General features: G+C 66.6%; 8 protein-coding genes and 1 pseudogene. 2 read left to right on the top strand and 7 right to left on the bottom strand.

Going from position 1 to position 11721, the window contains the following annotated elements:
* Positions 1 to 20: 20 nt before the first annotated feature.
* Complete coding sequence (locus AC1RQK_RS14835) at positions 21 to 1025, bottom strand: Bug family tripartite tricarboxylate transporter substrate binding protein (RefSeq protein ID WP_492371306.1); 1005 nt, start codon at positions 1023 to 1025, stop codon at positions 21 to 23.
* A gap of 112 nt (positions 1026 to 1137) precedes the next feature.
* Positions 1138 to 2544: an amidase gene (locus AC1RQK_RS14840; RefSeq protein WP_492809571.1), complete on the bottom strand. Its 1407-nt coding sequence runs from the start codon at positions 2542 to 2544 to the stop codon at positions 1138 to 1140.
* A gap of 437 nt (positions 2545 to 2981) precedes the next feature.
* On the opposite strand from AC1RQK_RS14840, the gene AC1RQK_RS14845 reads away from it, so the two are divergent.
* Complete coding sequence (locus tag AC1RQK_RS14845) at positions 2982 to 3944, top strand: LysR family transcriptional regulator (RefSeq protein ID WP_492371308.1); 963 nt, start codon at positions 2982 to 2984, stop codon at positions 3942 to 3944.
* 164 nt (positions 3945 to 4108) lie between these two features.
* The gene (locus AC1RQK_RS14850; protein WP_150991561.1) at positions 4109 to 4315 is read left to right on the top strand and encodes a dodecin; all 207 of its coding nucleotides are present in this window, start codon (positions 4109 to 4111) and stop codon (positions 4313 to 4315) included.
* Here AC1RQK_RS14850 and AC1RQK_RS14855 read toward each other — a convergent pair.
* The 5 genes and pseudogenes from AC1RQK_RS14855 to AC1RQK_RS14875 form a co-directional block, all read right to left on the bottom strand.
* The gene (locus AC1RQK_RS14855; RefSeq protein WP_492387243.1) at positions 4284 to 5057 is read right to left on the bottom strand and encodes a tetratricopeptide repeat protein; all 774 of its coding nucleotides are present in this window, start codon (positions 5055 to 5057) and stop codon (positions 4284 to 4286) included. The two genes, AC1RQK_RS14850 and AC1RQK_RS14855, sit on opposite strands and share 32 nt — an antisense overlap.
* A gap of 149 nt (positions 5058 to 5206) precedes the next feature.
* Complete coding sequence (locus AC1RQK_RS14860; protein ID WP_492809574.1) at positions 5207 to 7423, bottom strand: TonB-dependent receptor; 2217 nt, start codon at positions 7421 to 7423, stop codon at positions 5207 to 5209.
* A gap of 480 nt (positions 7424 to 7903) precedes the next feature.
* Positions 7904 to 8134 (bottom strand): annotated as a pseudogene (locus tag AC1RQK_RS14865) (TonB-dependent receptor plug domain-containing protein); the annotation flags it as partial.
* Between the two features lie 10 nt (positions 8135 to 8144).
* Positions 8145 to 9812: a ShlB/FhaC/HecB family hemolysin secretion/activation protein gene (locus tag AC1RQK_RS14870; protein WP_492371311.1), complete on the bottom strand. Its 1668-nt coding sequence runs from the start codon at positions 9810 to 9812 to the stop codon at positions 8145 to 8147.
* Positions 9813 to 10011: 199 nt separating this feature from the next.
* On the bottom strand, positions 10012 to 11460 hold the full coding sequence (locus AC1RQK_RS14875; protein ID WP_492809576.1) for a collagen-like triple helix repeat-containing protein: 1449 nt from the start codon (positions 11458 to 11460) through the stop codon (positions 10012 to 10014).
* Positions 11461 to 11721 lie beyond the last annotated feature (261 nt).

The raw sequence follows: 11721 nt of genomic DNA on the forward strand, positions 1-11721 counted from the left end.
TTGATGCTGGCTGATGCCGCTTAATCCGCGTGGATATTGGCCGCTTGCGCGATCTTGCGCAGGCGCGCGATCTCGCTGGTGACGCGCGCGCGGTATTCGCCGGCGCTGCCGTACTCGGGCTCGAAGCCGTTGGCGGTCATGCTCTGCTGCAGCGCGGGATCCTTCATCATGCTGGCAATGGCGGCGTCCAGCGTCTGGCGCACCGGCGCGGGAATGCCCTTGGGCGCGACGATGGCAAACCAGGTGCTGAGCGACACGCCGGGATAGCCGCTTTCGATCGCCGTGGGCACCTGGGGCAACAGCATCGAACGCGCGGCGCTGGTGACGGCGATGGCCTTGACCTTGCCGCCCTTGATTTGCGGCGCGGCTGCCACCACGGTATCGACCGACAGCGGGATCTGATTGCCGATCAGGTCGGCCATGGCGGGCGCGCTGCCTTTGTACGGTACGTGCAGCAAGCCCATGCCGGTCGCCGCGTTGATCATCTCGCCCGCGAAGTGCGCGGTGGTGCCCGCGCCATAGGAGCCGTAGGACATGCCGCCCGGCGTGGCCTTGGCCTCGGCCACCAGTTGCTTGAGCGTGTCCGCCTTGACCGCCGGATTGGCCAGCAGCACTAGCGCGGTGGAGCCGACCATGCCGAGCGGCTCGAAGCTCTTGAGCGAGTCGTAGGGCAGGCGCGAGTATGTGACCGGATTCACGGTGAACGTGGTGGCGGCACTGAGCAGCAGGGTATAGCCGTCAGGCGTGGCTTTCGCCACATAGTCGGCACCGACGATCGTGCCCGCACCGGCCTTGTTCTCCACCACCACGGATTGCCGCAGCACTTCGCCCAGCTTGCGCGCCACCAGGCGGGCCAGCACATCCGTGGAGCCGCCCGGGGGAAACGGCACTACCAGCTTGACCGGCTTGTCCGGGTACGTCTGGGCCAGCGCCGGCCCGGCAGCCGCCAGTGCTGCGCAGGCGGCGGCACCGCCAATGATGCATCGGGCCACGCCGCTGGTCATGCCCAGCGTCCATCTTGTCATGTGCGTTGCAAACATCTGTGTTTCCCCTTGTGTTGCGATCAATGTGGTCGATGTTGTCGAAATGGTCAATGTGGCCCGGTGCGCCGGTCCTGGCCGGCGCCGCCGTGGTGGCTTACAGCGCCGGGCGGATGCGCCCGGCAGGATTGGCCTGCTCGAACAGTTGCGCAAACGCCAGCAGCGCGCGCTCGCCGCGATACTTGCCGACGATCTGCAAGCCCACCGGCAAGCCGTCGTCGGTAAAGCCGCAGGGCACCGAGATGGCGGGATGGCCCGTGATGGTGATGCGGTAGCACGAGCGCATCCAGCCGATATAGCTAGGCATCTGCACGCCTTCGATGCGCTGCGGATACTCGGTTTCGACGGCGAACGGCGTCACCTGCGACACCGGCGCGATCAGGAAATCGTAACGCGCCAGCAACGCCTGCATGCGTGCAAACATGCGGCTGTGGGCCCGCGCGGCTTCCGCCATCGCGGCGCCGTCCTGGGCCAGGCCCAGATCGATGTTCCAGCGCACCGTTTCCTTCATCCGTTCGCTATGCTCGGTGCGCGCCGCGCCGTAATTGGTGGCGAACGCCAGCGCGCGCAGCACCTCGAAGGCGTGGTCGGCCCCGCTGAAATCCGGCTCCGCCTCGTCCACCGTGCAGCCCAGCGCCTGGCACTGGCGAATCCCCTCCTGCAGCATGCGGCTCACCGCCGGCTCGAACGGCAGCCCGCCGAGCGTCGGGCTGACCGCCACGCGCAGGCCCTTGCCATCGATCCGGGGCAGGGTGGCGAAATCGCTGGCGTCGGCAGCGATTGCCAGCGGGTCGGCCGGATCGTCGCCGGCCAGCACGCTGAACATCAGCGCCACATCCGCCACCGAGCGGCCCATCGGCCCGCCCACCGTGAGCGTGTTGAAGGCATGGTTGGCCGGCGTCATCGGCACGCGGCCGATCGACGCTCGCAAGCCCACCACGTTGCAGAAGCTGGCCGGGTTGCGCAGCGAACCGCCCATGTCCGAGCCATCGGCCAACGCGACCATGCCCGCGGCCAGCGCCGCCGCGCTGCCACCACTGCTGCCACCCGCCGATACGTCCTGGCGATAGGGGTTGCGCGTGGCGCCGAACACGGCATTGAAGGTGTGCGAGCCCGCGCCGAACTCCGGCAGGTTGGTCTTGCCCAGCATGATGGCGCCCGCCGCCCGCTGGCGCGCCACCACGGCACTGTCCTGCGCCGGCACGAAATCCCGGTACACGGCGGAGCCAAAGGTCGTGCGCACGCCTGCGCTCAGGAAGGAATCCTTGTGCGCCACGGGCAGGCCAAACAGCGGCCCGGGCACGGCGCCGCGCGCCAGCGCCGTGTCGGCCGCATCGGCCGCTGTCTGTGCCTCGTCGAAGGTGGTGGTGACGATGGCGTTGATGGCCGGGTTGACGCGCTGGATGCGCGCGATATGCGCGTCAACCACTTCGCGCACGCCGAGTTCGCGGGTGCGGATGGCGCGGGCCATTTCCACGGCGCCCAGGTAGCAGATGTCTTCCATGAGGTTACGGTCTCCTTGCTTGGCTATTGCATTTTTGTCGGCGCCCCGCTGCCGCATGCCGCCTTGCATACGCTGCGCGGCGGGGCATGGCGTAACGATAAGGGCAGCCGGGCCGGTTCCCGCGAAGGGGCGTGTCGCAATGCCAACAGCATCTGCGGTCCTTGCATGCCAGTTCACGCCCGCCCGTGGCGTGGCGCGGCGCACTACCCGCACCGCCACGGTGCCGTTTGCGCGAGAACCTGCCGCGCAGGCCGCGCTGCACGGCATTTCGGCACCAATGGCGCTCGGGCCGGTTAGAAAGCTACTTTCTAAAATCAGCAAGGCAAGTGCAGGCAGGAATTATCATTGTGCAAAGGCCGGTGCGGCATTGCAGCGCGCCGCCCGCCTATCTCACCACCAGCGCGCAAGCCAGAAGCACGGAAGCCGGAAGCAAAACCATGAAGCTCACATCGATCCACGCGGTACCGCTGGCCTATTTCCTGGAGGTGGCGCAGCGCGGTTCGCTCAGTGCGGCCTCTGCCTCGTTGCATGTCGCGGTGTCGGCCATCAGCCGGCAGGTGGCCCGGCTCGAAGCGGAACTCGGTACGGCGCTCTTTGAGCGCGAGCCGCGCGGCATGCGCCTGACCGAGGCCGGACTGGTGGTGCAGCAGTACGGACGCCGCGCCTTCCTCGACGCGCAGACCCTGCAGGCCGATCTCCAGGGCTTGCTTAGCGTGGCGCACAGCAAAGTCAGGCTGGCCTGCACCGACGGCTTTGCGCGGGACTACATGCCTTACGCGATGGCGCTGTTCCAGCGCCGTTTCCCCGGCGTGAGCTTTTCGCTTGAAGTCTGCGCGCCCGCGGTCGCCACGCGCATGGTCCGCGAGGGCACGGTGGACCTGGCGCTGACGTTCGCCATCGCGGCCCAGGAAGGCATCGAAGTTGCCTATTCGGAAGCCGCGCCGGTCTATGCCTATGTAGCGCGCAAGCATCCGCTGGCCGCGCTCAAGCGCGCCAGCCTGAAGGAAGTGGTTGCGTATCCGCTGGCGCTGCCCAGCGAAACCAACACCATCCGGCAACTGTTCGACCTGGCCTGCGGCGTGGAGGGGCTGCGCCCGCGCATATTGCTTAGCAGCAATTCACTGAGCGCGCTGGTGGGCTACCAGGCGTACGCGGACGCGGTGTACCTGACGGGTTCCCTGGCGGTGCGCAACAACCTGCGCGCGGAGCGGCGCGTGCTGGTGCCGATCGCCAGCCGCGCCATGCAGCAGCGCGCGCTGCAGATACAGACCATGGCGGGGCGCCACCTGCCGCCGGCGGTGCGCGCCTTCGTCGAATGGCTCGCCGAGGACATCGCCGGGCGGCGCCGCGCGGTGCCGGACCAGCCGGCACGCCGGCGCGCGGGCCAGCCTCAGGCATGAAACGCCGGCACGGGGCCGGTGCTTAACCCGTCAGCAATCTTGTCGGCGAGTAACCGCACTTTGGATTTGCCGTGCCCGCTGCCTATGATGGAGAAACGTATCCGGAGCACCAAGCTGGCGGGTGCGGATCATAGCCAGCGGCCATCGCGCCAAGGAGGGCGGACATGTCAAACCACACCTACAAACTGGTCGAGATCGTGGGCTCGTCGCCGGACGGCTGCGACGCGGCGATCCGTAGCGCCATCGAGAAGGCGAGCGAGACCATCAAGCATATCGACTGGTTCGAAGTGGTTGAGACACGCGGGCACATCGCGGACGGCAAGGTTGCGCACTTCCAGGTCACGCTGAAGATTGGGTTTCGCGTGAGCTGAGCTGCGCGGCATCGTCCGCGTGGCTATACAACTGGTTCAGCGCTGCGTCGGGCGCGTCGCGCAGGAAGGCGAGCATCTTGTCGATGAAGGGCGCATTGGCGGTGCGTGGCACTTGCCGCACCCAGCGGATGGCCTCGTGTTCCTGGCCGCATAGCGCCAGCGCGCGGGCGTAGTTGAACTGGCCGCGAAAATCGCCGCCTTCGGCGGCGCGGCGGTAGTAGTCCATTGCCACGGCTGCGTCGCGTTCTACTTCCCAGCCGTCCTCGTAGAAGCCGCCCACGATATTGAGCGACTTGGCGTGCCCCATGTCGGCGGCCCGCAGATACCAGTCGAGCGCTTGCGGGCGGCTGGCGGCAATGCCGCGGCCCAGCACCAGCGCGGTTGCCAGGTTGTACATGCCCCAGTCGGAGCCGCGCTGCGCCGCGAGCGTGTACCACTGCGCTGCCGCGTGATCGTCCTGCAGCGTGCCCCAGGCGTTTTCGTAGCAACGGCCAGTCATGTTCGAGGCCCCGGCGTGGCCGGCGTGCGCGGCGTGCTTGAACCACGCGAAGGCGCGGGCTTCGTCGCGCTCGACGCCGTGGCCGGCGAGAAACCACTGGCCGAGAATCATTTGCGCTTCGAGGTTGCCTTGCACGGCGGCGCCGCCCAGCCAGGGCAGCGCCAGGTGTGGCGGCTCGCGCAGCTTGTCGGCCAGGCCGTTGGGGCCAAGCTGGTCAAGCTCTCCGGGAGAGACGATGCGCAAGGAGAGTGTAGCCAGTGTTTCCGGTGTTTCCATATGGGGCGATAAAGTAAAAACGGCACACCGTGCCGCAAGGGTGGTGTGCCGTGTGCGGGCTGGCCGGCCAGCAAGACCGGTCAGCAGCGCAGGGTTTGCCGAGCGCTTGCCGCCGCTTAATAACGCACGTTGAGGCTCAGGACACCGGAGCGTCCGGGAGCGATCGATGCGTAGTGGCTGGCGAAGGCCTGGTTGTAATAGACCTTGTCGGCCAGGTTGAACACATTGAGCTGCACCGCCACGTTCTTGTTGATGCGATACGAGGCCATCGCATCAAAGCGCCAGTACGAGGGCACCCACTTGTTGGTGGCTTCGCTGCCCCACACCTTGGAGACGTAATACGCACCACCGCCTACCGTGAGGTTGGGGATGATCTGATAGGTGCTCCACACGCTGAAGCTGTCCGCTGGCGTGTTGGGGAAGGACTGGCCGTTGGTGGCGCCGAAGGCCGCACCGGAGCCGCCGTTGTTGCGCAGTTCGCTCTTCAGGTGCGTGTAGCCGCCGAATACGGCCCACTTGTCGGTGACGTTGCCCGAGAAGCCCAGTTCTACGCCGTCCACGCGCTTGTTGCCGGCCATGGCGGCGGTGCCGTCCTGCTGCGTGATGCGCGCATTGGTGGTTTCCACGCGGAAGATCGCGGCGGTCAGCGCCAGGCGCTTGCGCAGCACGTCCCACTTGGTGCCGATCTCGAAGGCGCGGTTCTTTTCCGGTGCGAGGTCGGAGCCGGGATTGCGGCCACTGCGGTCCGGCCCCAGTGCGTTGCCGTCGCTGCCTTGGGCCAGGAAGGAGCCGGCCGGGGTCGACGAGGTGCCGTAGGAGACGTAGAAGCTGGCGTTGTCCACCGGCTTGTAGACCACGCCCAACTGGTAGTTGAACAGGTTGTCGTCGCGTGAGTACTCGGCGCGGGTGCCGTTGGCGGCGCGGGCGGCCTGGAACTCGGTGCTGTAGCGGTCAAAGCGCACGCCGGCGTTGAGCAGCCACTGCTTGTTCAGCTCGATCGAATCGAAGGCGTAGACCGAGCTGGTGTTGGTCTTCGAGTTGGTCGGGTTGTTCGCGCGGCTGATGGCGCCAGCCCATGGGTCGTTGGGGTTCGGGTTGTACAGCGTGGTGCAGTTGTAGCCGCCGGCAGCGCCCGGGCCGCTCGGGCAGCGGTTGCTGCCGGTCGCCACGTTGTAGCTGTCGTTCTCGCTCTTCTCTTGCGCGAACTCCACGCCGAAGGCGTACTTGTGCTTGATGGTGCCGGTGGCGAACTCACCCGACAGGTCGGTCTGGTTGGCAATGGTGTTGGCGGTGGCCACACGCGTATTGGCGCGGCGCCAGATCATCCCGTAGTACAGATTGCCCTGGCTGTCGTCCGGCTGGGTCCAGATGAAGTCCTGGCTGGTCTTGGCAATACGGGTCTGGTTGCGGAACTTGAGCGCGGGGCTGAAATCGTGCTCGAAGCGGATGGTGCCCATATCGGCCTTATCCTTGCGGAAGTCGCGATCGGACAAGCCGTAATAGGTGTTGCGCGGCACGTTCACCGGCGAGCCGTCGCCGGCAACGCTCAGGCGCGGGCGGCCATCGGTGCGGCGATTGAAGGTGGGGTTGTTGTACGGGATGCCGGTGTCGGGGATATCGTCCGACTGCATGTGGTAGTAGGACAGCGTCAGGCGGGTGTCGGTACCCAGGCCGAAGGCCACGGAGGGCGCAAAGCCCCAGCGACTCTGGTGCGTGGTATCGCGCCCGGCGACGCCGGCATCGTGATACATGGCGTTCAGGCGGAAAGCCGCGTGGTCGGCGAACTTCCAGTTGCCGTCGACCGTGGCGCGCTTGTAGTCTGCGTTGCCGACGCCAATGTTGCCTTCGGCGAAGCTGGTCAGCTTGGGCGCCTTGCTGACGATATTGATGCTGCCGCCGGCCGAGCCGCGGCCGTCGTAGGCGCCGGCCGGGCCCTTGGTGACCTCGACGGATTCGACGTTGAACAGCTCGCGGCTTTGCGAGCCGATGTCGCGGAAGCCATCCAGGAAGGTGCTGGCCTGCGCATCGTAGCCACGGATAAAGGGCCGGTCGCCAACCGGGTTGCCGCCTTCGCCGGCACCGAAGGAGATTCCGGGTACCGTACGCAGCACATCGCTCAGGCTGGTCGAGCCGGTGCTCTGGATCACTTCCTGCGGAATGATGGTGATCGACTTGGGTGTATCGAGCAGGGCGGCGGGCGTCTTGATCGACGATGCGGTGTCCGCCTTGAAGCCGCTTTCGTTGGCGCCACTGACGGTTACCGCGGGCAATTCCACGGCGGCAACGGTCGTGCTGGCCGATTGGGCAGCCACCGGCGCGGCTGCGACCGCCATGCCAACGGCACCGGAAAGGCGCGGGATGACGTTATGTTTCTTGTTCTTCCGGACGACAAAAGCGGTCTGCACGAATTCCCCCGATTTCTTGAATGATGTTGCGAATGAGATGGATTATCATTTGCGTTTCATATGTCAGTCAAGACATACATGCATAGCGTCTGTAGCGAAAACGTTACATGTTGGGGGTTGCGGTATGGGAATACATGCCGAGGCGCGAGCGGCTCCCGCGCGCCACGGCGGCGACCCACCTCGGCTCAGTAGCGCAGGTTGACGTTGAAAATGGCGGCGCGGAGGCAACGCGGAGCCCGCGCTGGTCGGCGCGATCCCGCTCGGCTCGCTGCCCTGGCCGACCACGGCGCCGGCTGCCGTGGACGAGGTGCCGTAGGACAAGTAGACACTGGCGTTTTCCGCCGGCTTGTAGACCATGCCGAGCTGATAGTTGAAGAGGTTGTCGTCACGCGTGTGCGTGCTGCGTGGGCCGACGCCACCGTTGGCGCCGGCCGGCCCGCTGGTAACCTCGACCGACTCGATGTTGAACATCTCGCGCGATGGCGCGCCGATGTCGCGCATGCCATCCAGGAAGGTGCTGGCCTGCGCATCGTAGCCACGGATAAAGGGCCGGCCGCCAACCGGGTTGCCGCCTTCGCCCGCGCCAAATGCAATGCCGGGCACGGTGCGCAGCGCCTCGGCGAGGCTGGTGGAGGCGGTGCGCCATCACCTATTCAAACTGATAGGAGTAAGTCGCGTTCAGGCGCGGCGACCGGCGCGCGGCATTGGTCGGCTTGTCGCCAACCGGCTGCGCCACCGAGACATCCAGCGTGTAGTAGCGCCGGTCCGAGAAGCGCAGGCCGATGGCCACCGATTGCAGCGTGCGGTGCACCAGCGACAAGCTGTTCGAGTACACGCGCGCCATGTCAGTCAGCACGTAAGGCTGCACGGTCTTCAGGTAGGTCAGGCCGGGCGTAAAGAGGCGGTTGATCTCAGCCGACGCGCCCCAGCCCTTGTCGCCCGCCACCTCGCCCGCCGGATAGCCGAGCCCGAAGAAGCGGCCGCCAAAGCTGATCTGCTCGCTCGACGCCAGGCGCTGCCCGCTGTACTGGCCCGCCGCGGATACCGCTACGCCGAAGCCCCAGGGCAAGTCGGTGGCCTGCGACACCACTAGCCGGCTGCGCACGAAGTCCAGGTCGTTGACGTTGTTCTCACGGCTCGCGCCGAGCGCGTTCATGCCTTTGTAGACGCCTAGCGTGGCACTGCGGGTCTGGCCCTCCTGCCGCTGCACATAGGCGAGTTCCGCGCTCAGCACGCGCACGTGCGTGGTCAGCGCGATCTGGCTGCCCGTGCCCGACTGCGTGTAGCGCTCGAACTGGTCGTTGGCATAGAGGCCGCCGGTAGCCGTGAGCGAGTATGCGTTGTTGAGGATCACCGGATAGCTGAGCGTGCCGCCGAGGCGCTTGGTGTCGTTCACGTAGCGCGTATCGAAGCCGATCTGCGCCAGCGTGCCGTTTTGCGGCACGCCACGGTAATGCGAGGCGCTCAGGCGGGCCATCATGCCCTCGGTGCCGATCGGCTGGCCGTAGCTGGCGACGTAGTATTCCTCATGGTCCGGGCCCCGGGGCGCCAGCGCGGAGACCGATATCTGTTCTCCCAGCGGCGTCAGGCTGTTGGTGGTGGCGGTGAAGATGCCGCGCACGCTCGGATCCTTGTAATCCAGGCCCATGCCAAACGTAAAGGGCTTGCGCTTGACCTCGAGCACCATCTCGCAGGCGCCGTCCGTGGTCTGCGGCGGTTGCACGGTCGCGGCCACCTGCATGCCGGGCTGCAGCGCCAGCACGTTGACGTAATGCTCGAAGGTCTCGCGGCGCAGCGGCTGGTCCTGCATCAATTGCTCTGCGATGGCGCGCAGGCGGCCTTCGGCCGGGCCCGCTTCGCCGCGGATCGTGATGGTGGAAACATGGCCCTCCACCACGGTGACCAGCACATTGCCATTTTCGAAGCTCTGCGCCGGGACAAAGGCGAAGGACAGCGGAAAGCCGCGTTGCTGGTACATCTGGGTGACTTCATTCGCTACCGCCAGCAGCTGGCCCACCGTGATTTCCTTGCCGGCCAGCGGTGCGAACCTGGCTGCAATCTCCGCGAATGGGATCGCCTTCACGCCTTCGATCTGGAATCGCTGCGGCGTGAGCTTGCTGGTGAGCAGGTTTTGCAGCGCGGAGTCTGGCCGTTCGACCTGCACGGTGACATTGCTCTGCGGCGGGCGCGCGGGCGCGATGCTAGGCAAGGTTTGCGTGGGATCGCCCAGGATCGGGCTGCGTGGCTCCGCAAGGATACTGTTGCAGGCGCCGATGCCGAGCAGCAATGTGGCAACACGCAGGTGTGTGTGCGTCATGGTAATACCCCTGGATCCGTAAAAATCAGCATGCGGCTTTAACGCGCTGTGCCAATGACGCCAGGGGTGCCGCTACCCTTGGCGCTGCTGCGTGGCCGATCGCGTTCTCTTTTAAAAGGGGCGCGTCGAACGCGCCCCCTTTTTTTAATTCTTACATGCAGGCGCACGAAGCGCGAAGCATGTATTGCCTGCTTGACACTTAGCGCTTGCCGCCGAGGCCGCCCAGCAGGCCACTCACGAGGCCGGTAACCGGCGCCAGTGCGTTGTTGCCCGAGCCGCTGCCGCTGCCTGCGCCATTGCCGCCGGTGACACCAGCGACGATGCCGGTAACCGGTGCGAGCGCATTGCCTGCGCCGCCACCCGAGGCACCGCCAGCTGCGCCGGTGACCGTGCTCACCACGCCGCTGACAAGGTTGGTGACAGGCGCGAGCGGGCTGCTTGCGCTGCCGCTGCCGAGGCCGCCGGTGAGCCCGCCGGTCAGGCCACTGACCAGGCTGGTGACGGGCGCGAGCGGGCCGCTCGCGCTACCACTGCCCAGGCCGCCGGTGAGCCCGCCCGTCAGGCCGCTGACCAGGTTGGTGACAGGCGCGAGCGGGCCGCTTGCGTTGCCACCCGTCAGACCACCCGTGAGGCCGCCCAGCAGGCTCGTGACCGGCGCCAGCGGGTTGCCAGTACCCGTGCCGCTCGGGTTGTAGGCCACGCCGCCAAGCGCGGCCACCGTGCTGCCCGCGCCAGCGACGATGCCGCCCACGCCCGACACCACCGGCGTGTTGGTCTGCTTGATTGTGTTGCCCGCCGTGGCCAGGCCGCCGCCAAGCGTCGCCAGGAGATTGTTGACCGGAGCTCCCAGGCCGGTTGCCGCCCCGAGCGTCTGCGTGGTGCTGGTGAGTTGCGAGGTGAGCGGCACGATGAGCCTGCTGACGCCGCCGGTGAGCTGCTCCACGGGGCCGGTCGAGAGGGCCGCGCCGAGCTGGGCGCCCGCGCCATTGACCGCGGTGCCGACTTGCGAAACCAGTGAGCCCACCGGTGTGGTGACGGCTGCCAGGGGCGACAGCGGACCGCTGCCCAGGCCGCTGACGAGCGAGCCGGCGTTGGTCACGGCATTGCCCACCTGACTGACTACGCCGCCGGTGCTTGCCACCGTGGTGCCGAGCGGGTTGGTGGCATTAGGGATGTTGCCCAGGCCGTTTTGCACGCCGTTGCCCAGGGTGCTGACCGCGGCGCCGAGCGAACCGACCACGCCACCCAGGCCATCCTTGGATTGGGTCGAGAGAATCGGCAGGTTGGTGTTCTTGATCTGCGTGCCGAGGTCGCTCACAGCGTTGCCGGCGGAGGTCACGACGCCACCCGCCTGATCGACGATCTTGCTGGTCGGCGTCAGCGCGGCCGTGTTGCCACCGTTATTGCCACCGTTGTTTCCGCCATTGTTGCCGCCGTTGTTCCCACCGTTATTGCCGCCGTTGCTGCCACCGCCCGTGCTGGCGTTGGTGCCGCTGCCGCCGGCGGTGCCTGCGCTGGTACCGCCGCCATTGCCGGTGCCCGCACCACTGCCGGTATCCATGGACGTTGTGCCACCACCACTTGCGCAACCGCCAAGTGCCAACAGCGAGCCGAGCAGTGCCGTGATGAGGATCTGTTGAGTACGCATGACCTTTTCCCTTTTTTCTTCCCGTCGTGAAATCACGGAGCGCGTGGCGCCTGCCGTGGTGTCACTCCATAGCGCAAAGGGTGTGCCAGTGCGTGCCAGCATGCCGCCGGCTCGTGCGCGGACGCCGGATAAAAACGCGCCAAGCCTTGCCGCGCTTGGGTTTGAAGAGGATGAGACATAGCCGGTAAAGGACCAGACATGAGCGCGCTGTGCGGTGTTTCAGTGTTACGCGTTACGTAACGCCGCGGCGCCGATACGGAA

This window comes from Cupriavidus sp. GW822-FHT02D05 (genome assembly GCF_058802485.1).

Excerpts from the sequence above, each read along its gene's own strand:
- AC1RQK_RS14835 (WP_492371306.1), bottom strand. The coding sequence starts at position 1,025 with ATGACAAGATGGACGCTGGGCATGACCAGCGGCGTGGCCCGATGCATC.
- AC1RQK_RS14840 (WP_492809571.1), bottom strand. The coding sequence starts at position 2,544 with ATGGAAGACATCTGCTACCTGGGCGCCGTGGAAATGGCCCGCGCCATC.
- AC1RQK_RS14845 (WP_492371308.1), top strand. The coding sequence starts at position 2,982 with ATGAAGCTCACATCGATCCACGCGGTACCGCTGGCCTATTTCCTGGAG.
- AC1RQK_RS14850 (WP_150991561.1), top strand. The coding sequence starts at position 4,109 with ATGTCAAACCACACCTACAAACTGGTCGAGATCGTGGGCTCGTCGCCG.
- AC1RQK_RS14860 (WP_492809574.1), bottom strand. The coding sequence starts at position 7,423 with ATGGCGGTCGCAGCCGCGCCGGTGGCTGCCCAATCGGCCAGCACGACC.
- AC1RQK_RS14870 (WP_492371311.1), bottom strand. The coding sequence starts at position 9,812 with ATGACGCACACACACCTGCGTGTTGCCACATTGCTGCTCGGCATCGGC.
- AC1RQK_RS14875 (WP_492809576.1), bottom strand. The coding sequence starts at position 11,460 with ATGCGTACTCAACAGATCCTCATCACGGCACTGCTCGGCTCGCTGTTG.